The sequence below is a fragment of the Telluria sp. BA11 genome (genome assembly GCF_056680305.1).
Window position 1 is genome coordinate 1,642,480 of record NZ_CM155275.1, and the last position, 21,410, is coordinate 1,663,889.

Below are 21,410 nucleotides of genomic sequence, written 5' to 3' on the forward strand. Positions count from 1 at the left end.
GGGCGGAGCGATCCGCCCGATGTCATTTTTTGGGTACCACGATCATGAAACTCCCCCACCTGCACGCGGCCTTCGCGACCCTCACCCTCGGCGTCGCGATGACCGCCGGCGCGGCCGGCCCGGCCTTCGACGACAAATTCCGCCAGCTGGACGAGCTGCTGCCGACGCCCGGCGTCACGCGCAACGCCGCCGGCGCACCGGGCCACGCCTACTGGCAGCAGCGCGCCGACTACAAGCTGCGCGTCACGCTCGACGAAGCCAGTCGCGCCATCAGCGGCGCCGGCACCGTCACGTACCACAACAACTCGCCCGACACGCTGTCGTACCTGTGGGTGCAGCTGGACCAGAACATGTTCCGCAGCGACTCGGACAATCGCAAGATCACCACGCTGCCGTCGCGCAGCGCGTGGCAGGCCAGGGGCAACGATGGCGTGAAGTTCGACGCACTGCGCTTCACGCTCGAAGCAGGCAAGTTTGCAGGCGGCATCGACATCCAGAGCGTGACCGGCAGCGACGGCCGCGCGCTGGCGCACACGATCAACAAGACGATGATGCGGATCGACCTGCCGCAGCCATTGAAACCCGGCGCGCGCGTGTCGTTCAACGTGGCCTGGCGCTTCAACATCCCCGAAATGAATGTGCTGGGTCGCCGCATGGGCTTCGAGCGCTTCAAGGATGGCAACGACATCTACGAAATCGCGCAGTGGTTCCCGCGCATGGCCGCCTACTACGACGCAGCCGGCTGGCAGAACGCGCAATACCTGGGCGACGGCGAATTCACGCTGGAGTTCGGCGACTACGATGTGGCGATCACGGTGCCGAGCGACCACATTGTGGCCGCCACGGGCGAGCTGCAGAACGCGGGCGATGTCCTGACCAGCACCCAGCGCGGGCGCCTGCAGCAGGCGAAAACCGCGGGCAAGCCGGTGATGATCGTGTCGCAGGCCGAAGCGCAGGCGACCGAGAAGGAGCGCGCCACCGGCAACCGCACCTGGCGCTTCAACGCGAAAAACGTGCGCGACTTCGCGTTCGCGTCGAGCCGCAAGTTCATCTGGGATGCGCAGGGCATCAAGAGCGGCAAGCAGGACGTGATGGCGATGTCGTACTACCCGGCCGAAGCGAACCCGCTGTGGGAGAAATACTCGACGCCGGCCGTGGTCCACACAATCGAGCAGTACAACAAGTACTCGTTCGACTACCCGTATCCGGTGGCGATCTCGGTCAACGGCCCGGTGGGCGGCATGGAATACCCGATGCTGTCGTTTAACGGTCGCCGCCCCGTCAAGGACGCCAAGACGGGCGAGCTGACGTACTCGCAGGCCGCCAAGTATGGCCTGATCAGCGTGATCATCCACGAGGTGGGCCACAACTACTTCCCAATGATCGTCAATTCGGACGAGCGCCAGTGGACCTGGATGGACGAAGGGATGAACAGCTTCCTGCAGTTCCTGGCCGAGCAGGCATGGGAAGAGAACTATCCGGCGCGCCGTGGCGAGCCGCGCGACATCGTCGACTACATGCGCAGCACGAACCAGGCGCCGATCATGACGAATGCCGAGTCGACGCTGCAGCGCGGTGCGAACGCCTACGCCAAGCCAGCTACCGCATTCAACATCCTGCGCGAGACGGTGCTGGGGCGCGAGCTGTTCGACTTCGCATTCAAGGAATACGCCGAGCGCTGGAAGTTCAAGCGCCCTACCCCGGCCGACTTCTTCCGCACGATGGAAGACGCCTCGGGCACGGACCTCGACTGGTTCTGGCGCGGCTGGTTCTACACGACCGACGCGGTGGACATCAGCGTCGACGGCATCAGCGAGTACACGGTGTCGTCGAAGGACCCGGAAGTCGAAAAAGCCTGGCAGCGCGCCCGCCGCGCGGCCGAGCCGGTGTCGGTGACCGACCAGCGCAACCAGGGTATGCCACGCCGTGTCGATGCGCATCCCGAGCTGAAGGACTTCTACAACGAACACGACGAGTTCACCGTCACCAACAAGGACCGCAACAAGTTTGCCGAAACGACGGCCGACCTGGAAGACTGGGAAAAGGCGCTGCTCAAGGAAGGCAAGCACCTGACGCTGGTCGACTTTTCCAATCGCGGTGGCCTCGTGATGCCGCTGATCGTCGAGCTGACCTTCAAGAGCGGCAAAAAGACGATCGAACGCATTCCGGCCGAAGTGTGGCGCTATTCGCCCAAAAAGATCACGAAGCTGTTCGTCACCGATGAACCGATTGTCGGCCTGACCCAGGACCCGTACTGGGAAACGGCCGACATCGATGTCAGCAACAATAGCTGGCCACGCAAGGCGACGCCGTCGCGCCTGGAGCTGTTCAAGACCGAGCGCGATCCGAACAACCTGATGCGCGACGCGGCCACGCCGTTGAAAGCGGCACCGAAGGCGGCGCAATGACGCTCGGCGGACTCAAGTCGCTGCTACTGGCCCTGCTGCTGTGCGCCAGCGCTGCGGCCAGCGCGCACCGCTTCCACTTCGGCATGACCGACATCTCGTACAACGCGCGCACCGAGAGCACGGAAATCGTCCACACCTACACGGCGCACGATATCGATGCGCTGCTGCTCAATCTGTACGGACGCCAGTTTGACCTGAGCGACGTGGAAGACCAGGCGGTGCTGCGCACCTACGTCGAGCGCCACTTCTGGCTCGTCGACAAGGACGGCAAGAAGCTGCCCATGACCTGGGTCGGCATGACGGCCGATGCGCAAAGTGTCGTGATCTACCAGGAGCTGGCCGCCACGCCGCTGTCGGCAACGGCCGTGATCCACCAGGGCGTCCTGGTCGACTTCATGGCCGAACAGGTCAACACCGTCAACCTCAACGAAGGCGGCGCCGTGCGTTCGCTGACCTTCATGCGCCAGACGCTCGAACAGCCCGCGCGCTGACCCTTATTCTGAATTTGCCCATGCTGCTTCGTCCCATCCCTTGCGTGCTCGCCGCGCTGTTCGTCTCATCCACCGTTCATGCCGATGATTTCCAGCTCCAGCGCGTGCTGGTCGAAGGCGCCCGCGCCAGCCAGCTCGGCATCGCCGATTCGGCCGGCGCAGGCAGCGCCGGTGCGAAGGACCTGGCCGGGCGCATCGCCTACCGGCCGGGCGAGCTGCTCGAAGTCACGCCCGGTCTGATCGCCAGCCAGCACAGCGGCGAAGGCAAGGCCAACCAGTTCTACCTGCGCGGCTTCAATCTCGACCACGGCACCGACCTGGCCACCTGGGTCGACGGCATGCCCGTCAACCAGCGCAGCCACGCGCACGGCCAGGGCTGGACCGACCTGAATTTCCTGATTCCCGAACTGGTGGGCCGGCTCGATTACCGCAAGGGCCCGTACTCGGCGCGCGAAGGCGATTTTTCGTCCGCTGGCGTGGCGTCGCTCAGCTATGCCAATCGTCTGGTAAAAAGCATCGCCTCCGCAACGGTCGGCCAGGACGGCTACGCCCGCACGATGCTGGCCGGCTCGCCCGAGGTTGCCGGCGGCAGCCTGCTGTACGCGCTGGAATTGATGAAAAACGATGGCCCATGGACGCGCCCCGACGGCTACCGCAAGGTCAACGCCGTACTGCGCTACAGCCAGGGCTACGCCAACAATGGGTGGAACGTCACCGCGATGAGCTACAGCGGCCACTGGAATTCGACGGATCAGATTCCGCTGCGGGCCGTCGAGGATGGCCGCATCGGGCGCTATGACCTCATCGACGACAGCGATGGCGGCAAAGCGCGGCGCCAGAGCATCTCGGGCATCTGGCGCAGCACGGACACCGATTCGGCCTCGAAAGTCAGTGCCTACGTGATCCGCAACGAGCTCGAACTGTTTTCGAATTTCACCTACTTCTTGAACGATCCGGTGAGCGGCGACCAGTTCGCCCAGCCCGACCGGCGCGTGACGACGGGCCTGGACGCCACCCACACCTGGCACATGCACCGCAGTGACACGCTGTCGTCCGACCTGACGGTGGGCGCGCAACTCCAGAACGACAATATCTACAACGGCCTGTACGACACCCGCAAGCGCGCGCGGATTGCCACCACGCGCGAAGACCACATCGTCGAGACGAGTGGCGCGGTGTTCGTCGAGAATGCCACGCGCTGGAGCGATGCGCTGCGCACGGTCGTCGGTGTGCGCGCGAATAACTACCGCTTCCGCGTCGATGGCGACCGGCCTGAAAACGCCGGCAAGGCGCACGACACGCTGGTGACGCCGACGCTGAACATCGCCTATGGCCCGTGGACCTCGACCGAGCTGTATGCCAACTACGGCCACGGCTTTCACAGCAACGACGCGCGCGGCACGGTCGCCACGGTCGATCCGAAAACGCTCGATGCGGTGGATCGCACGCCAGGCCTCGTGCGTTCGCGCGGCGTGGAGTTTGGCCTGCGCACCGAGGCGATTCCGAAGATGCAGATGTCGCTGGCCGTGTACCGCCTCGACTTCGATTCCGAGCTGACCTATATCGGCGACGCCGGCAACACCGAGGCGGGCGATCCGAGCCGCCGCTACGGCATCGAGTTCTCGAACTACTACCGGCCCTACAAATGGCTGTCGGTCGACTTCGATGCGGCCTGGGCGCGCGCCCGCTCACTGGGCAACCGGATCCCGGGCGCCATCGAAGGCGTCGCGCAACTGGGCGTGACGGTCGACCGCAGCGGCCCATGGTCGGGTTCCCTGCGCCTGCGCTGGTTCGGTCCGCGCCCGCTCATCGAGGATGACAGCGTGCGTTCGAAGGCAAGCGTGACGCTCAACGGGCGCGTGGGCTACCAGCTGGCGAAGGACCTGCAGCTGGAGCTCGAAGCGTTCAACCTGACGAACCGGCGCGCCTCGGCGATCGACTACTTCTACGAGTCGCAGTTGGCAGGCGAAACGGCGCCCGTGGCGGACGTGCATTTCCACCCGATTGAACCGCGCTCGCTGCGCCTGACGCTGGTCAAGACCTGGTGAAGTCTGGCCGGGCGGCAATGAAAGTGCTAGGCTAGCGGGATGACCACTCCGCCCCTGCCCTATCTCGATCCGTCGCGCCTGACGGCCGCACTGCGCGACACCGGCTACGCCCTGCTGCGCCCTGACGACGTTGCGCTGCTGGCCGGCTGCAGCCTGCCTGAACTCGCCACGCTGGTGCCCAGCTGGGACCGCCTCGAACTCGACGACTACCTGAAGGATGGCGGGCGCTATCGGCGCCGCCGTCACTCCTGCTTCATCGACGATGGCGCCAGCCTGACGCAGACGCCGCACCGCGCGCACTGGCAGCCGGTCGAATACAACGCGCTGCACGGCGGCATGCACCGCCTGTTCGCACCAATGGAAACGGCGACCGTCGCCAACCCGGCCTGGGAACGGCTGCTGCGCGCGCTCGGCGCCGCATGTTCGGCGGTGACGCCAGCACACCCATGGTTCGTCGAAGCGCACCAGTTCAGGATCGACACGGCGGACGGCATCGGCCGCCCGACACCCGAAGGCGCGCACCGCGACGGCGTGAACTTCGTGGCCGTGATCATGATTGGCCGCCATGGCATCAAGGGCGGCGAGACGCGCGTGTTCGACGCCGATGGTCCATCTGGCCAGCGCTTCACGATGACCGACCCGTGGACGCTGCTGTTGCTGGACGACGCGGCCGTGATCCACGAATCGACGCCGATCCAGCCGCTGGGCGAGCATGGTTACCGCGATACGCTGGTGCTGACCTGGCGCGCCGGGTCGTTCCAGGGCGAAAACGCTTAAATAGAGCAAAAAAAACGCCCGCAGAACCTGGTGGTTGGCGGGCGGCAAATCCAATTTTCGGAGAAAACTGGAGGAGACAGTTCCAATATAGTCTTTTTTATTGTGCAGTGCAATACGGTAGATCTACTGTTGTAAATTTGCAGAACGCCCTGCCAAACCGCCCATTTTTCCGCACTGCACTATTTGTAACGACAACCGTGCAGCCCTGCGGGGGGCGTCACATTTGCTACACTCAGTTGCTTGCCGGAGCGCCGGATCACCGGATTGCTGGACCAGGCCGCGATCACCCAGACACCATGAAAACCATTCGACATCCACGTGCCCTTGCCACCGCCCTCGGGGCTGCGTCGCTGTGCGCCGTCATTGCGCTGACAACGATCAACCGCGCCGACGCCAAGGAAGAAAAGGCCGCGCCACGCCCTGCCCTGAGCGTCACCACCACCCGCCCCGCCACCACCAGCCTGCCGATCAGCCTGACCGCCAACGGCAGCATCGCCGCCTGGCAGGATGCCGTCATCGGCAGCGAATCGAACGGGCTGCGTTTGAACGAAGTGCGCGTCAATGTCGGCGACGTGGTCAAGAAGCGCCAGGTACTGGCCGTGTTCGCGGATGAAACCGTACGCGCCGATATCGAGGGCGCACGCGCCGCGCTGCTCGAAGCGAAGGCCAATGCGCTGGAATCCAAGGCAAACGCCGACCGCGCGCGGGCACTGGAAAGCTCCGGGGCCCTGAGCGCCCAGCAGGTCACGCAATACGTGACGGGCGAGCAGACCGGCGCCGCGCGCGTCCAGTCGGCCCAGGCCACGCTCACGCAGCAGCAGTTGCGCCTGAAGTACACGCAGGTGACGGCGCCCGACAGCGGTGTGATCTCGGCGCGCAGCGCCACCGTTGGCGCCGTCGTCGGCGTGGGCACCGAACTGTTTCGCATGATCCGCCAGGGCCGCCTCGAATGGCGCGCTGAAGTGACGGCGCAGGACCTGGGCCGCATCAAGGCAGGCACGCGCGCCATCGTGCGCGGCGCCAGCGGCCTCGAAGTCACGGGCAAGGTGCGCGTCGTGGCGCCGTCGGTCGATCCGCAGACCCGGCTTGCGCTGGTCTATGTCGACCTGCCGCCAGCACTGTCGGGCGACATGCCGCTCAAGGCCGGCATGTTTGCCAGCGGCCGGTTCGAACTGGGCACGTCGAATGCGCTGACCGTACCGCAGCAGTCGATTGCCGTGCGCGACGGCTTCAGCTATGTGTACCGCCTGAATGCCGACAGCCGCGTGAGCCAGCTGAAGGTCACCACGGGTCGCCGCCTGGGCGACCGGGTCGAGATCGTCGGCGGCCTGGCGGCCGACGCGCCGATTGTTGTCACCGGCGCCGGGTTCCTGAATGACGGCGACCTGGTGCGCAATATTGCGACGCCAGCTGCAGCCCCCGCAAAGGCTGCGCGATGAATTTCTCCGCCCTGTCGATCCGCAATCCGATCCCGGCGATCATGCTGTTCGTCCTGCTCACCGTGGCAGGGCTGATGGCCTTCAATGCCAGCAAGGTGCAGGACTTCCCGGACATCGAGCTGCCGATTGTCACCGTCACCGCCGTCCTGGACGGCGCCGCCCCGGCGCAGCTGGAGACCGAAGTCGCGCGCAAGATCGAGGACTCGGTCGCCACGCTGCAGGGCATCAAGAACATCTACACGCGCGTGCTCGATGGCGTGGCCACCGTCACGGTCGAATTCATCCTCGAGCGCGATTCGGCCGAAGCCGTCAACGACGTGCGCGACGCGGTCTCGCGCGTGCGCGCCGACATGCCGGCCGAGCTGCGCGAACCGACCGTGACCAAGGCCGCCACCGCCGGGCGCGTCGTCTCGACCTTCACGATCGCCGCAGCCGAAGGCTCGGGCCTGGACGACCAGGACCTGAGCTGGTTCGTCGACAACGACGTCGCCAAGCGCATGCTGGGCGTGCCGGGCCTCGGTGAAATCCGGCGCGTGGGCGGCGTCACGCGCGAGATGCGCGTGGAGCTCGATGACCAGAAGATGGCGGCGCTGCGCGTCTCGGCGCTCGACATCTCGCGCCAGCTGCGCAATGTGCAGCGCGAAGCGCCGGGCGGCCGGGGCGATGTCAGCGGCGTCGAGCAATCGGTGCGCACGCTGGCCACCGTTGGCACCGCGCAGGCGCTGGCCGCGATGGAGATCCCGCTGCCGGACGGGCGCCACGTGCGCCTGGACCAGGTCGCGCGCGTGCTCGATACCGTGGAAGAACCACGCGCGCTGGCCGAGCAGGATGGCCGCCGCGTGGTCGCCTTTGAAGTGTTCCGCACGCGCGGGGCCGGCGAGATCGATGTCGCCACGGGCGCCCGCGCCGCGATGGAGCAGCTCAAGAAAGAAAACCCGAAGCTGATCGTCAATGAAGTGATCGACAACTCGGTGTCGGTCGACGAGAACTTCGACGCCTCGATGCACATGCTGTACGAAGGCGCGCTGCTGGCGGTGCTGGTCGTGTGGTGGTTCCTGCGCGACTGGCGCGCAACGCTGATCGCCGCGGCCGCCCTGCCGCTGTCCGTGATTCCCGCCTTCCTGGGCCAGTACCTGTTCGGCTACACGCTCAATATGGTCACGCTACTGTCGCTGGCCCTCGTGATCGGGGTGCTGGTCGACGATGCGATCGTCGAGATCGAAAACATCTCGCGCCACCTCCACATGGGCAAGTCGCCAATGCAGGCCTCGCTCGAAGCGGCCGACGAAATCGGGATGGCGGTGATTGCCACCACGTTCGCCCTCGTGGCCGTGTTTCTGCCGACCGCCTTCATGGGCGGCATCCCCGGCAAATTCTTCAAGCAGTTCGGCTGGACCGCCGTGCTGGCGATCCTGGCCTCGCTGCTGGTGGCGCGCCTGCTCACGCCGATGATGTGCGCGTACCTGCTCAAGGCGCCGAAGAACGCCGGCGTGGCCGGTCACGAGCCGCAGGACGGCGCCATCATGCGGCGCTACCTGGCTGTCATGCAATGGTGCCTGCGCCGCCGTGGCCTGACGATGCTGGGCGCGGCCGTGTTCTTCGCGGGCTCGCTGGCGCTGGTGCCGCTGCTGCCGACCGGCTTCATGCCACCGGCCGACCGCTCGCAGACGCAGGTCAATGTCGAACTGGCGCCGGGCGCCACGCTGGCCCAGACCCGCGCCGTGGCCGAACAGGTGCGCCTGGAACTGATGAAGGTAGAAGGCGTGACGAGCGTCTTCAGTTCGATCGGTGGCGGCTCGAGCGGCGACGCGTTCTCGCCCGGCGCCGCTGCCGAAGCGCGGCGCGCGGTCCTGACCGTGAAAACGGTGGACCGGAGCGATCGCGACGTGAAGCTGGGCGTGATTGAAAACACGATCCGCGAACGCGTGGCCGCCATTCCCGGCGCGCGCTTCACGGTCGGCATTCCGGATGCCGGCACCAAGATGCAGCTGGTGCTGCGCAGCGAAGACGCCAATGCGCTGAGCACCGCGGCGCGCCAGGCCGAGCGTGAATTGCGCGGCCTGCCCGGCATCGGCAACGTCAGTTCGAGCGCCTCGCTGGTGCGCCCTGAAATCATCGTGCGCCCCGACTTTGCGCGCGCGGCCGACCAGGGTGTGACGGCGGCGGCCATTGGCGAGACGGTGCGCGTGGCCACCGCCGGCGACTACGAGCAGTCGCTGGCCAAGATGAACCTGGACGAGCGCCAGGTGCCGATCCGCGTGAAACTGCCGGACGCCGTGCGGGCCGACCTGGACGCGATCGGGCGCCTGACGGTGCCTGGCAAGAACGGGCCGGTGCTGCTCTCGACCGTGGCCGACATCACGATGGAAAGCGGCCCGGCGCAGATCAACCGCCTGAACCGCACCCGCAACGTCACGCTCGACGTCGAGCTGTCGGGCCGCTCGCTCGGCGAGGTCAATACCGAAGCGCGCGCGCTGCCCGTGTTCCAGTCGCTGCCGTCGTCAGTGACGATCGCGGAGCTGGGCGACGCCCAGGAAATGCAGGCGCTGTTTGCCAGCTTCGGCCTGGCGATGCTGATCGGCGTGCTGTGCATCTACGGCGTGCTGGTGCTGCTGTTCTCGGACTTCATGCAGCCGGTGACGATCCTGGCCGCGCTGCCGCTGTCGATCGGCGGCGCCTTCGTGGCGTTGCTGGTCACGAGCAATGCGCTGTCGATGCCGACGATGATCGGCCTGATCATGCTGATGGGGATCGTGACCAAGAACTCGATCCTGCTGGTCGATTACGCGATTCTGGCGCGCCAGGCGGGCATGAACCGCTTCGACGCGCTGGTCGACGCCTGCCACAAGCGCAGCCGGCCGATCGTGATGACCACCATCGCGATGGGCGCCGGCATGCTGCCGCTGGCGCTCGGGTTCTCGGGTGATCCGAGCTTCCGCTCGCCGATGGCGGTGGCCGTGATCGGTGGCCTGATCACGTCGACGTTACTGAGCCTGCTGGTGGTGCCGGCCGTGTTCACGTATGTCGACGACTTCGAAAACTGGCTCAAGCGCACCGGACGCAAGATGCGGCGCCAGCCGGCGCGGGCCGTCGAGGTGGACAACACCCCGGCCTGAGCGCGCGCCCTTTAACGAGGTTCTTCGCCGGCAGCTTGCAGCAGCTGCCAGAGCGCGAAGAACTTCGCGCCATCGTTCGCCGGGCAGTACTGCAACAGCCCGGCCCTGCTGGGTTCATCCATCGCAGCGACGATCCGTCCGATCAGCGCCGCATCGTCGGCGCTGACGATGGCCAGCGGATGCGCCCAGCGCGGGCGGCCCGGTTCGCGGCCGAACAGCCAGACCGGCAGCACGCCCACCAGCAGCAACGGGCAGACGACGGGAATCAGGTAGGTCCACCAGGGCGACCAGAGCGCGCCGACCAGGCCAGTCAGTCCCAGACTGGCCACGATGGTCGCGCCATATAACAGCGCGCCGCACCGCTCGAGCCAGTCTGGCGGATACGCCCTTGCCAGCCGGTTCACCACGCCCTGCAGACGGACATGGTCGCCGCGTGACAAGGCAATCCGGGCAGGATCGACGACGGTGCGAAGCATGCTCATGATGGCCTGCCCTGCAAGGTGGCGATCAGCGCCACGACGATCGTGCATGCGATCCAGATCGACCACAGCGTATGCGTCATGAAATGCGCGCCGCGCAGCTGCTGCAGATAGCCGACCGTGGCGCCGGCGCCGATGGCCAGCAATGCGGCGGCGCGCGCCCGCGCTGGCCGCGCCGGCAACCAGCAGACGGCCAGCCCCACCAGCCACAACGCGCTCGACGCATGGCCGGCAGGCAGGCACTGACCCGGCGCCATGCCCGTAGGGAGCGTGCCGAACAGGCGCACGTACGGCTGCTCGCCGCCATAGCGCAGCAGGTCCCATGGACAGTGCGATGCGCTGAGCTGTTTCAAGGTACTGGTCACGGCCGGCACCAGGATGGCGGACAGCGCGACGATGCGCAGCTGCACGCGGCCAAGCGCACCCAGCGCGGCGCGGGGCCGGCAGGCATCGACCAGCGCATAGCCGATGACGCCCACCGCAAACACGATCATGAACTGCTTGATGATGACGTGGTTGAACGTGACGGTCAGCCACGCATCACGCCAGGGAAAGACGCGGCGCTGTGCGTCGAACACGGCATCGGCCAGCATCAGGTCGAGATCCGTATAGCGGCCCAGCCACAGGATGGCCAACGCGGCCGCCGCCAGCAGCGCGGTCAGGCGTCTCAGGGCGTGCGCCGACAGCAGCGTGGCATCGGCCCGCACCTCACGCACCCCGCACGCACGCATGGAACAGGTCCAGGCGCGGGTTGAGCACGGCCGTGTTCACGTCGAGCATGCCGAGCACCGAGTGAAACACATTGTCATGCGATAGCGGTTCGTTGCGCCGCGCCGCCAGGCAGCGCCGGTCGATGCGGAACCGGTCGCTGAAGCTGTCGGACATCCACAGCATCATCGGTACCTCGGTCTGTTCGCGTGGCGCGAACATGTACGGCGCGCCGTGCAGATACACGTTGCTTTCGCCGAGCGACTCGCCATGGTCCGAGAAGTACAGCATGGCCGTATCGGCGTCCTGCGCGGCGGCGATCGCGCGCAAGCCGTCGATGGTCTTGCTCAGGAAGTAATCGGTGTACAGGATCGTGTTGTCGTAGGCGGCCCGGATCGAGTCGCGCGAGCAGGTGTCGAAGTCATTGCTCGCGCAGACCGGGCCAAAGCGGCCGAACCCTTGCGGATAGCGGCTGGCATACGCCGGACCATGGCTGCCCTTCTGGTGCAGCACCACGACCAGATCCTTGCTGCTGTTGGCGAGCAAGCCGGGCAAGCCATCGAGCAGGCGCTCGTCATAGCACTCGTCGCCGCTGCAGTGCACATTCTTGCCGTCGGGCCGGGACAGGTCTTCGTACTGCACGCGGTTGCACACGCCCTTGCAGCCCGAATTGTTATCGCGCCACAGCACGGCGAAACCCGCATGCGCCAGCACGTCCAGCAAGCCTTCCTGGCTCGACGCCTTCGACTGGCTGTAATCGTTGCGCCCGAAGGCCGAAAACACGCACGGCACCGACACCGCGGTTGCGGTACCACACGAGCTGACACGCGAAAAATTGATCAAGCCAGCTTGCCGCGCCAGCAGCGGATTGGTGTCGCGGGCATAGCCATCGAGCGAAAAATTCGCTGCCCGCGCCGTCTCGCCGACGACGATCACCGTCAGCGTCTTGCGGTGATGGCCCGCCCAGGCGGCGCCTTTCACGGCATCGCGGCCCAGCGGGGCGACCACGATCTCGGCCGCCCAGCGGCTGCGCAGATACCCATGCACGGCCTGGATGAAATTGGTGGGCGTGAGCAGGAAGCGCAGTTCACGGTGCTCATGCAGCGTCGGCGCCAGGCTCTTGAACAGCAGCGCCAGCAGCACGAACGCCAGCAGCAGCGAGCCGCCGGCATTGCTGCTGCGCTTGAGCAGCCCTTTCACGCCGCTGGGAAACTGGATATTCGCGCGCGCGATCCACAGCGATGGCAGCACGCCCAGCAACCCGATCCTGGCGGCCATCTGCCAGCTGATCAATTCGGTGGCTTCGCGGGTGTCGGTCTCGAACACGTTCTGGATCATCGCCTTGTCGATGACGATCCCGTAGGTCGCAATGAAGTAGCCTGCCGCGGATGCCGCCAGCACGAGAGCGATCAGCACCGGCTTGGCGAGGTAGCGAAAGCTGGCCAGTGTCAGGCAGGCGTTGAAGAACAGGACGACGATGAGGAACGTGCCGGCAAGCAGGGGCAGGCTGGCCAGCGATATGCCACCGGTTGCATGAACCAGCACCTTCCAGAACGTGACATTGCCGAGGCTTGCCAGCAATAGCGCCACGCCAAGTACCAGCAGCGATGCATCGATCCGTCTTGCAAACAGCTTGTCCATCTCACGCCCTTGTCCACAGCGCAGCCGACGTCGCTGCAATGCCTCAAGGATAGAAAGGGTGATGGCAAGCCACCGTCAACACGGCGTTAGGATGGCGTGAACGACGCAGGAAAAACGATCGTGAAGCGGCTGCCGCCGCTCGGGCGGTTTTCGTAGACGAGCGACGCGCCCAGGTATTCGCAGATGCGCTTGACCAGCGACAGCCCCAACCCGGTGCCGGCCGATCCGCTCGACGGGATCGGGCGTGCGCCTTCGCCCAGCGTCTGCCGTACCGCCTCGGGCAAGCCGCGCCCCGTGTCTTCGACCGTGATGCGCCCCTGTTCGATGACGACCGTCACTTCGCCCTGCTCGGTGTACTGGCAGGCGTTGCGAATCAGGTTGGCGATGGCCGACACGCACAGTTCGGCGGGCGCGCAAATGCGAAACGCCGCATCGCCGACACAGCGCAGCGTAACGGGTTTGTCCGCCACCATGGCCTGGTAGCGCTCGGTTTCGCGGCACGCGATCTCGTTGACCGAGACGGGAGAAAACAGAGCGAGCTGGGGTGCGCGCGCCAGCACCAGCAGCACCGTCACGCACTCCGTCGCTTCCTGCGCCGCCCGGTAAATGCGCTGCGCTGGCGCCTGTACCGCCGGGCTCCTGCCGTTTTCGACGAGGATTTCGGCCGCGCCCATGATGACGGTCAGCGGCGTGCGCAGCTCGTGGCTGACGTCGCCCGTAAACAGGCGTTCACGATCGAGGTATTCGCGCAACTCACGCGTGTGCGCAGCCAGCGCGCGCGCCAGCGTTCCCAATTCGTCGGCCCGTTGGGTATGTGGCAAGGCAAACGCGCCCTGCCCCACGGCGTCGGCCAGTTCGCGCAGCGGCGTGACGATGCGCCTGCCGACAAAGCGACCGAGAAACAGCGCCAGCGTGACGAAGCCGGCAAAAAAGGCTGCGAACATCGAGTACACCAGGATCTCGATCTGCTCGTAATCGCTTTCATGGTCGACCACGACATATGGCCCCCGTTCATCGGCGCCGGACAGCACGTGCAGGCCGATGCCATCGACGTCGGCCTCGGACACGCCGGCCGGCAGCGCGCGCAGCGAGAGCGGGATGTCGTCGCCCCGGTGGAAGCGCAGGCCGGCCGGCAGGTCGGCCGGCAGCCCGGCAGCGGCCCTGGGACGCGCCCACTTTTCGACTTCGGCCAGGCGCTCGTCGACCAGATGCACTTCGATGCCCTCGACCACCAGCGCGGCCAGCACCGCGAAGAACAGCGACAGGACCACGCCGAACAGGATGAAGGCGCCGACGATCGGCCGGCTCAGCGAACTAGCCGGGCGCATCGGGCATCGCCAGTTTGTAGCCGACACCGGCAATGGTATGGACCAGGGGCGAGGCAAACGGCTTGTCGACCGCCTGGCGCAGCGCGTGGATGTGCGTGCGCAGCGCGTCACTCTCGGGGCGGTCTTCGCCCCAGACCGCCTGCTCGAGCGCCTCGCGCGGCACGATGCGCGGGGCCGCCGCCATCAGGCAGCGCAGCAGGACATACCCGGTCTTGGTCAGCACGATCCTGACGCCGTCACGCGAAGCCTGCTGCTGGTCGGGATCGAACACGAGGGGGCCAAAGCGCAGGACGCGGCTGAACGCATGCTGCCCGCCGGCACGGCGCGCCAGGGCTTTCAGGCGCACGTCGAGTTCGACCAGCGAAAAAGGCTTGACCAGGTAGTCGTCCGCGCCGCTGTCGAAGCCCAGCACCTTGTCCTGCAGGCTGTCGCGCGCCGTCAGCATCAGCACCGGCGTCGCACTGGACAGCTCGGTGCGCAGCTTCTGGCACAGCTCCAGGCCGCTCAGGCCGGGCAGCATGACGTCAAGGACGATGACGTCGTAGTTGTTTTCGGACGCCAGCGCCAGGCCGCCGTAGCCGTTGCGCGCCGAATCGACGGCGTAGCCCTTCGGTTCAAGGAACCCGTAAAGGTTGGCCAGGATGTCGGGGTTGTCTTCAACGATGAGGATGCGCATGCCGGTCATTGTAAGGCGAATCGGTGGCCGTTTTCAGCGCGGGCGATAGCGCTGCTCGCGGTACAGGATCGACGGCAGGATCACGTGCGCCATCGCCTTGTCGACCTGCGCCTGGATCGGGCTGCCGCTGCCCGGGCTGAAATGCCCGCTGGCGGCGTCGTACCGGCCCGCCAGCGGCGATTGCCCGGGCCGCAGCACGGTGGCCGAGGCCCCTTCGAGGTAGGCAAAATAATCGTTGAACTGGATCAGCGCGCGGCCCGGCGTCGTGCTGTCTTGCGCGAAGTCGCGCCCGATCATCGGATGCGTGCTCGACACGCCCAGCAGCGACAGCAGCGTCGGCGCCAGGTCGATCTGGCTGGCGATGGTTGCAATGCGCTTGGGTTCGATGTCCGCGCCCAGGATCAGGCCCGGGATGTGGAATTTCTTGATTGGCACGAGGCTGTCGCCGTACACGCGGTTGTCGTGGTCGGCTACGATCAAAAACACCGTGTCTTTCCAGTAGGCCTGCTGTTTGGCTGCGCGGATGAACTTGCCCAGCGCGTAGTCGGCATACTTGACGGCGTTGTTGACGGTCTGCTTGTCGGGGTCATGCAGCCCAATCTTACCGTCCGGGAATTCGAACGGCTCGTGGTTTGACGACGTGAAGATCAGGCTGAAGAACGGCTTGTTCGCGGCGTGCAGGGTGTTCAGGCGCTCAAGCGACTTGTCGAACAGGTCTTCATCCGATGCGCCCCAGCTGGCGACGAACGCCGGTTTCATGTCGCCGATGTCGACGATCTTCTGGAAGCCGTTGCCGGTGAAGAAGCTGCGCATATTGTCGAAGTGCGCTTCGCCGCCGTAGACGAATTCGGTGTGATAGCCCTGGTCGCCCAGGCCGGCGGCCAGCGTGTAGAAATTCTGCTGCGACAGCGACAGCTTGACCGTGCTGCGCGCGGGCGTGGGCGCGTAGCCGGCAACCACCGCCTCAATGCCGCGCACCGAGCGGGTGCCGGTGGCGTACAACTGCTCGAACCACCAGCCCTCGCCCTTGAGCTTTTCGAGCTCCGGCGTGACGGCCAGGCCGCCCAGCGACTCGACGAACGTCGCGCCCAGGCTTTCCTGCAGCACGATGACAAGATTCAGCGGCTTGGCGCGCGTGACGGCCGCGCTCTGGTAGTGCCGCGTCGGCTGCTCTGAGTTACCGAACTGATAATCACGCAGCCATGGCGCCGCCTTCACTTCGGCAAACACCTTGGCGCGCGGGAAGTCGCCGTAGATATCGGACGACTTGGCTTCGTTGTCCATCGAGCGCATCGCGTCGAGCACCGACCATGCCGAATTGATGACGAGCGAATTGACCATCGCATCGCCCGTCAGCGCGAACATGGCCGGATTGGCAGGCCGGTGGCCGGTGGTCGAGCGGATCTGCATGAACACGAGCAGGCACAGGACCGGCCACACCAGCAGCAGCCTGCGGCCCGGCCATATCGGCGTGCTGGCAGATGCACCTTTCAGCAGGCGCACCAGCGCGACACCCACGAGCACGGTGACTGCGCAGCCCAGCAATACCGCCGTGCGGAAACCGTGCCACAGCGTGGAAAAGACTTCCCGGGGATTGTTCAGGTATTCGATGAACAGGCGGTTGGGACGCACGTCGTACTGCATGATGAATTGCGGCGACGCGACTTCCATGAACAGGATGAAGATCAAGGCCAGCATCGTCCAGCCCAGCGTGAAGCGTTGCCACAGGCGGGCCGTACGGCGATGCGCCAGCAACGGCGCGGCCAGCAATGGAATGGCCAGGCAGTAGCCAAGCAGAATCAGGTCGGCGCGCACGCCCTGCACGATGATGTCCAGCACGACGCCGGTGGCACGCACGCGCTCCCATTGCCAGGCCAGCATCGCCAGGCGAAAGCCCGAGAGCAGCACGAGGCCGATGAGCAGCATCTGCACCAGCGGTGCGAAGGGGCCGGCGATGCGTGTACTGCGTGCCAGCCAGGAAGATGCAGGGCGTGTCGGGGCGGTGGCCACCCGGTGCAGGTAAAGCTCGTCAGTCTTCATGAATCCGTCGGATATGCCGGGCCATGCGCTGCCCGGCGATGAATCGATCACGCGGACCTGGATCCAACGCGCCTTCTGATGCGCTATGGATGCTAGATTGCCCACCGTCATCGTCACGTTAATCAGACGTTAAGAAAGCGTTAAGATCAGAATGAAAAAAGCCCGGCCAGCAGATGCTGGTCAGGCTTTGGATCGGCACATCGATGATGCGCCGGAATCAATCCACGGTATCAAGCCGTGGATTCGTTGCGCGTAGAATTAATCGCGGTACGAGTTGTAGTCTTTGCGGTAGTCGTTGCGATAATCGTCACGATAGTCGCTACGGTCGCTCGAGCCACCCAGCAGCTTGGCCAGGATGAAGCCGACGCCCACTGCAGCCAGCAGTGCGCTGCCTGGGTTGTTCTTGACGTATTCCTTGCCCTGAGCCGACAGGTCCGAGTACTTCTCGGTGATCTGGGTCGAACGGTCGCCGAATTTTTCTTGCGCGGTGCTGATCAGGCCAGTGACCTTTTCGACGCCGGCGTGTGCCTTCGAAGCGATGTTGTCGACGACTGGCTGAGCGGCTTGCGCTGCCTTGTCGATGGCGCCGTGTGCTTTCTCAGGCGTGATCGACGACATTGCTGCCTTGATGCCACCAGCGGCGTTCGCTGCGGTGTCGCTGATCGACGATGCGGTCGACGACGTCGACGAGGTCGATGGGGTCGACGACGAACCGGTGGTCGAACCCGACGTGTTGCCGGCGCCGGTGCTGGCGCTGCTGCCGCTGTTGCCCAGACCGCTGTTGCCGGTCACGGTGCTCGTGCCCAGCGAACCGGTGCCGGTGCTGGTGCTCGACGACGCGTTTTGCTGGTTGCCCGAACCTGGGTTCGAAGCGTTGGTTGCGTTGATGCCTTTACCCTCGGTAGACTTTTGATTATCCATGATGTAACCCTCATAAAATAGTGATCAACGCGGAGTAGAACGAAATTCGACTAGCACCACATCTTTGATTGAATAAGTCCGATACAACAAGCGGGAACGATCTTTGACTGCGCTACATCAACATCGATTTGACTCGGCGTCTCTGTACATTTTCTTTGCGTCCCATCCCGGTTGGCCACCTTGCGGCAACTTTCCGAGTCGCAGTATCGGATTCACTGCGTCGCGATACAAAAAATACAATGGGCACCCTGCGCAGACCGTGCGCTGACTAACAGAACCGTCACATCGGTTCATAAAGCGGTCATTTTGGGTGATTTAGGCGCACTTTATGGCAGCTGGCGGTACCATACGCCCCCTCATTACAGACAGGAACGCCTGACATGGCAGTAGAGAAGGACCCGGGCGCTGCGCGCCTGCCGCCGCTGCGGCGTACGGACGTGGCGCAGGCGGAACAGGACGCGGCAGCGCGCGCGCAGCGCGATGCACAGGTGCGCGGCGTCGACTCGATCCCCGCCATGCGCGAGGCCATCAAAGCCGCGGCGCGGGCGCTGCCCCCGTTCACCCACGTGCCACGCCTCGCGCGCCTCGATGCAGCCGCGTTTCGCGCGCATGCGCTGGCCGGGATGCCGTTCCTGGTCACGGACGTGGTCGGGCGCTGGCCGATCGTGCAGCTCGACATCGCCACCCTGCGCGCGCAGTACGGCCACCTGCCCGTGCGCGCGCGCGTGGGCGACTACGTGCATACCGCCTTCGCGCCGGACCGGGCCATGCAGGACATGCTGCTGCGCGACTATCTCGATCTGTCCACGCCGGTCGAATCGGGGTTGCCGCCGTACGTGGGCAACCTGGCGCTGCGCGAACTGAACCGGCTGTGCCACTGGCCGGCGTATTTTGACAAGATGGGGCCGCCCCGCTTCTGGATCGGTCCGGCGCGCACGATCACGCCGCTGCACTGCGACTACGATGACAATATCTTCGCCCAGATCCGCGGCGTGAAGCGCATCTTCCTGGCCCCGCCCCACCATGACGCGTTCTTGTATACGCGGGAAGCCAATCCGCTCCTGTTCGGCTCACCCGTCGATCCGGAAGCGCTGGACGACGCGCGCTTTCCGCTGGCGCGCCAGGCGGCGCTGGTGGAAGTGATCGTCCGCCCGGGCGACATGCTGTATGTGCCGGCCGGCTGGTACCACCAGGTGCGGGCGCTGGAGTTTTCGCTGTCGTCGAACCGCTGGGCGCGCGGGTTGCCGCTGGCGCTGGTAGGCCGGCAGCCGGGCTAGGCGGCCTTCTTCGGCCGTTCGACTGCGCGCTCGACCGCCTTTTCCTCACCAAGCTTCAAAAACTGCGTGGAAGGCCGGCCATCGGCATTGTGCTGCACGATGCGCTCGGGCCGGCCCTTCGCATCCAGCCACACCTGGCCGATGCCGGAGCCGTTCCACAGGCGCTCGCCGTGCTTGCGCTGGTCGGGCAGGTGCGGCGTGATCGACATCGCGCGCCGCTTGGTGAACCAGTTCAGCGGCGAGCGCGGCGAATACAGCCAGCGGTTGAGGCGGTCGAGCCAGTTAAGCAGGTCTTCGGGGAATTCGTTCTTGAAGCCGCTGCTGGTGATCTGCCAGATATGCGGCGGCCGGGTATCGTCGCGCACTTCGACGTCATAGGCGAACGAATAATGCACGTCGCCCGAGAGGATCACGTAGTTGCCCGGTGTGCGCGAGTGGCGGAAGATATTCAGCAGGCTGCGGGCTGCGCCGCGGTGCGCCATCCAGTTTTCGGCGTCGACGGTCAGGGCCTGGCCCATCAGCGTCGCAATCTTCTGCACCACCTCGATCAGCTTCACACCGAACATCGGCGCCGCCGACACGATCACCGCCGCCGTTTCATCGATCAGCTCATGCTGGAATTCGGTCAGCGATTCCCAGTCCATCAGACCGGACGGATGGCTCGGACGGCGCTGGTTGCGCCAGCGCCGCGTGCGGGTATCGAGCACGATCACGGCCGGCTGCGTGCGCAGCATGTAATCCCACTGGCGGAACGTCAGCAGCCGCTCGATCAGCGCGCCGTGCGGTTCGGGTTCCAGGCGATTCCTGGAATCCGGCCTGGCGGCCATCGCCGCCATGTCGTCGAGCACCTCGCCAAAGACGTCGGGCCGGTTGCCCCAGCCCTGGCACAGCATGTAGGCCACCAGCGCATTGCCCATGATGCGGCGCGAGAAGGGGTGGCCGTAGGCGGTCTTTTCCCACTTGTACGACAGGTTCCAGTCATCGGTGACGTCGTGGTCGTCGAAGATCATCAAGGTCTGCACGTGCGCCATCAGGCGCGCGGCGCGCGGCAACTCGTCACAGAAGCCGTGCAGGATGCCGGCTTCCTCGTGCCAGCGCTCCTGGTGCTTGGGGTCGAGCTGGGGCATCGCGATTTCGCCAATCACCTGCCACGGCACCGGCGACCAGACCAGCAGGTACATCGCCAGCACTTCGCCCAGCGTCATCAGGTGGTTGTCGGCATTGGCCGTCGTGAAGATCGGCTTTTCGACGCCGCCGAAGAACTTCTCGCGCAGCGCCTCGCTCGATTTAACTGCCGGCAGCAGTTGCTGGCGGCCATAGTAACCGTCGGGATGGGCGTACAACTCGTCGCTGTCGGCGACGACGGCGCCTTCGACGCATTCGCCGAACAGGCCCAGGCGCTCGATCAGCGCGTGGGTGGCGCCCAGCATCGGGCCGGCCACGTCATCGGCATACACCTGGTCGCCAGCCAGCAACAGCATCGACGGGCGCTCGCCGGCCTGCCCCAGGTGTTCGGCAATCAGATCATCCCCCCGCGCCAGACCGTCGCGCGACGGGTGATGCGGCTTGCGGCACGAGCCATACAGGATGTTGTCGGAGCGGCTGCGCAGCACCATGTTCGGCATCGTGGCGCCTTCGTGCACCAGGTGCGGCGCCCAGGCAGCGATGCCCTGTTCGACGCCTTCGACATCCGTCAGCAACAGGTCGTAGTCGATCAGCGTGTCCTGCGGCAGTGGCTCGGGCAGCGTGACATCGATGAAGTGAATGTGCGCATCGCGCCCGATCGGAATGATGCGGCACGAGTCCTCATCCACCACCAGTCGCTGCGTCTCGCCGCCATGCGGCGCGACCACCAGGGTCAGGGACAACGGCGTGCTGCCCACCAGCCAGAGGACGAGACGACCAGGTTCGAGGCGGCGTAACAGAGGACCGGCGAGGACAGATGGGAGGCCGTTGGGAGTATGTATGTGGATCACGCGAACGACGGCGGGCTGTGGAAAAGATCGGCTCAGTGTAACAGAGCCATCCGGAAAGCAAAGTTGCTCATTCAGGCGCGCGGGC

15 protein-coding genes are annotated in these 21,410 nt (G+C 65.5%); 7 read left to right on the forward strand and 8 right to left on the reverse strand.

Annotation, left to right across the window (positions count from 1 at the left end; genetic code table 11):
* The first annotated feature begins 44 nt into the window (after positions 1 to 44).
* The 6 genes from AC1MGT_RS07155 (at position 45) to AC1MGT_RS07180 (ending at position 10,279) form a co-directional block, all read left to right on the forward strand.
* A complete protein-coding gene (locus AC1MGT_RS07155) occupies positions 45 to 2,408 on the forward strand; it encodes a M1 family metallopeptidase (protein ID WP_499503602.1) in 2,364 nt (787 codons plus the stop codon).
* On the forward strand, positions 2,405 to 2,899 hold the full coding sequence (locus AC1MGT_RS07160) for a DUF6702 family protein (RefSeq protein WP_499503603.1): 495 nt from the start codon (positions 2,405 to 2,407) through the stop codon (positions 2,897 to 2,899). The genes AC1MGT_RS07155 and AC1MGT_RS07160 overlap by 4 nt, the downstream gene beginning before the upstream one ends.
* A gap of 20 nt (positions 2,900 to 2,919) precedes the next feature.
* Positions 2,920 to 4,947: a TonB-dependent receptor gene (locus tag AC1MGT_RS07165; RefSeq protein ID WP_499503604.1), complete on the forward strand. Its 2,028-nt coding sequence runs from the start codon at positions 2,920 to 2,922 to the stop codon at positions 4,945 to 4,947.
* A 39-nt stretch (positions 4,948 to 4,986) separates the two neighbouring features.
* Positions 4,987 to 5,724: a 2OG-Fe dioxygenase family protein gene (locus tag AC1MGT_RS07170; RefSeq protein ID WP_499503605.1), complete on the forward strand. Its 738-nt coding sequence runs from the start codon at positions 4,987 to 4,989 to the stop codon at positions 5,722 to 5,724.
* 296 nt (positions 5,725 to 6,020) lie between these two features.
* Complete coding sequence (locus AC1MGT_RS07175; RefSeq protein WP_499503606.1) at positions 6,021 to 7,163, forward strand: efflux RND transporter periplasmic adaptor subunit; 1,143 nt, start codon at positions 6,021 to 6,023, stop codon at positions 7,161 to 7,163.
* Positions 7,160 to 10,279 carry an efflux RND transporter permease subunit gene (locus AC1MGT_RS07180; protein ID WP_499503607.1) on the forward strand — a complete coding sequence of 1,040 codons (3,120 nt, stop codon included), beginning with the start codon at positions 7,160 to 7,162 and terminating at the stop codon, positions 10,277 to 10,279. The genes AC1MGT_RS07175 and AC1MGT_RS07180 overlap by 4 nt, the downstream gene beginning before the upstream one ends.
* Before the next feature lie 11 nt (positions 10,280 to 10,290).
* Here AC1MGT_RS07180 and AC1MGT_RS07185 read toward each other — a convergent pair whose 3' ends face one another.
* The 7 genes from AC1MGT_RS07185 to AC1MGT_RS07215 all read right to left on the reverse strand — a co-directional run bounded on the left by AC1MGT_RS07185 (position 10,291) and on the right by AC1MGT_RS07215 (position 18,072).
* Complete coding sequence (locus AC1MGT_RS07185; RefSeq protein ID WP_499503608.1) at positions 10,291 to 10,761, reverse strand: hypothetical protein; 471 nt, start codon at positions 10,759 to 10,761, stop codon at positions 10,291 to 10,293.
* On the reverse strand, positions 10,758 to 11,489 hold the full coding sequence (locus tag AC1MGT_RS07190; RefSeq protein WP_499503609.1) for a phosphatase PAP2 family protein: 732 nt from the start codon (positions 11,487 to 11,489) through the stop codon (positions 10,758 to 10,760). The genes AC1MGT_RS07185 and AC1MGT_RS07190 overlap by 4 nt, the downstream gene beginning before the upstream one ends.
* Positions 11,467 to 13,107: a phosphoethanolamine transferase gene (locus tag AC1MGT_RS07195; RefSeq protein ID WP_499503610.1), complete on the reverse strand. Its 1,641-nt coding sequence runs from the start codon at positions 13,105 to 13,107 to the stop codon at positions 11,467 to 11,469. Before AC1MGT_RS07195 ends, AC1MGT_RS07190 begins: the two co-directional genes overlap by 23 nt.
* Before the next feature lie 86 nt (positions 13,108 to 13,193).
* Positions 13,194 to 14,435 (reverse strand): sensor histidine kinase, encoded by a 1,242-nt coding sequence (locus AC1MGT_RS07200; RefSeq protein ID WP_499503611.1) that lies wholly within the window; start codon positions 14,433 to 14,435, stop codon positions 13,194 to 13,196.
* The gene (locus AC1MGT_RS07205; protein WP_332533133.1) at positions 14,422 to 15,111 is read right to left on the reverse strand and encodes a response regulator transcription factor; all 690 of its coding nucleotides are present in this window, start codon (positions 15,109 to 15,111) and stop codon (positions 14,422 to 14,424) included. Before AC1MGT_RS07205 ends, AC1MGT_RS07200 begins: the two co-directional genes overlap by 14 nt.
* 33 nt (positions 15,112 to 15,144) lie before the next feature.
* On the reverse strand, positions 15,145 to 17,151 hold the full coding sequence (locus AC1MGT_RS07210; protein ID WP_499503612.1) for an LTA synthase family protein: 2,007 nt from the start codon (positions 17,149 to 17,151) through the stop codon (positions 15,145 to 15,147).
* 258 nt (positions 17,152 to 17,409) lie between these two features.
* Positions 17,410 to 18,072 (reverse strand): hypothetical protein, encoded by a 663-nt coding sequence (locus AC1MGT_RS07215; RefSeq protein ID WP_499503613.1) that lies wholly within the window; start codon positions 18,070 to 18,072, stop codon positions 17,410 to 17,412.
* 380 nt (positions 18,073 to 18,452) lie between these two features.
* Here AC1MGT_RS07215 and AC1MGT_RS07220 point away from each other — a divergent pair, with 380 nt between their 5' ends.
* Positions 18,453 to 19,349 (forward strand): cupin-like domain-containing protein, encoded by an 897-nt coding sequence (locus AC1MGT_RS07220; protein ID WP_499503614.1) that lies wholly within the window; start codon positions 18,453 to 18,455, stop codon positions 19,347 to 19,349.
* On the opposite strand, the gene AC1MGT_RS07225 is transcribed toward AC1MGT_RS07220, so the two are convergent.
* The gene (locus AC1MGT_RS07225; RefSeq protein ID WP_499503615.1) at positions 19,346 to 21,217 is read right to left on the reverse strand and encodes a metallophosphoesterase family protein; all 1,872 of its coding nucleotides are present in this window, start codon (positions 21,215 to 21,217) and stop codon (positions 19,346 to 19,348) included. The two genes, AC1MGT_RS07220 and AC1MGT_RS07225, sit on opposite strands and share 4 nt — an antisense overlap.
* Between the last annotated feature and the right edge of the window lie 193 nt (positions 21,218 to 21,410).

What these genes read in the sequence shown, in the direction of transcription:
- AC1MGT_RS07155 (WP_499503602.1), top strand. Translation starts at nt 45, where the DNA reads ATGAAACTCCCCCACCTGCACGCGGCCTTCGCGACCCTCACCCTCGGC.
- AC1MGT_RS07160 (WP_499503603.1), top strand. Translation starts at nt 2,405, where the DNA reads ATGACGCTCGGCGGACTCAAGTCGCTGCTACTGGCCCTGCTGCTGTGC.
- AC1MGT_RS07165 (WP_499503604.1), top strand. Translation starts at nt 2,920, where the DNA reads ATGCTGCTTCGTCCCATCCCTTGCGTGCTCGCCGCGCTGTTCGTCTCA.
- AC1MGT_RS07170 (WP_499503605.1), top strand. Translation starts at nt 4,987, where the DNA reads ATGACCACTCCGCCCCTGCCCTATCTCGATCCGTCGCGCCTGACGGCC.
- AC1MGT_RS07175 (WP_499503606.1), top strand. Translation starts at nt 6,021, where the DNA reads ATGAAAACCATTCGACATCCACGTGCCCTTGCCACCGCCCTCGGGGCT.
- AC1MGT_RS07180 (WP_499503607.1), top strand. Translation starts at nt 7,160, where the DNA reads ATGAATTTCTCCGCCCTGTCGATCCGCAATCCGATCCCGGCGATCATG.
- AC1MGT_RS07185 (WP_499503608.1), bottom strand. Translation starts at nt 10,761, where the DNA reads ATGAGCATGCTTCGCACCGTCGTCGATCCTGCCCGGATTGCCTTGTCA.
- AC1MGT_RS07190 (WP_499503609.1), bottom strand. Translation starts at nt 11,489, where the DNA reads ATGCGTGCGTGCGGGGTGCGTGAGGTGCGGGCCGATGCCACGCTGCTG.
- AC1MGT_RS07195 (WP_499503610.1), bottom strand. Translation starts at nt 13,107, where the DNA reads ATGGACAAGCTGTTTGCAAGACGGATCGATGCATCGCTGCTGGTACTT.
- AC1MGT_RS07200 (WP_499503611.1), bottom strand. Translation starts at nt 14,435, where the DNA reads ATGCGCCCGGCTAGTTCGCTGAGCCGGCCGATCGTCGGCGCCTTCATC.
- AC1MGT_RS07205 (WP_332533133.1), bottom strand. Translation starts at nt 15,111, where the DNA reads ATGCGCATCCTCATCGTTGAAGACAACCCCGACATCCTGGCCAACCTT.
- AC1MGT_RS07210 (WP_499503612.1), bottom strand. Translation starts at nt 17,151, where the DNA reads ATGAAGACTGACGAGCTTTACCTGCACCGGGTGGCCACCGCCCCGACA.
- AC1MGT_RS07215 (WP_499503613.1), bottom strand. Translation starts at nt 18,072, where the DNA reads ATGGATAATCAAAAGTCTACCGAGGGTAAAGGCATCAACGCAACCAAC.
- AC1MGT_RS07220 (WP_499503614.1), top strand. Translation starts at nt 18,453, where the DNA reads ATGGCAGTAGAGAAGGACCCGGGCGCTGCGCGCCTGCCGCCGCTGCGG.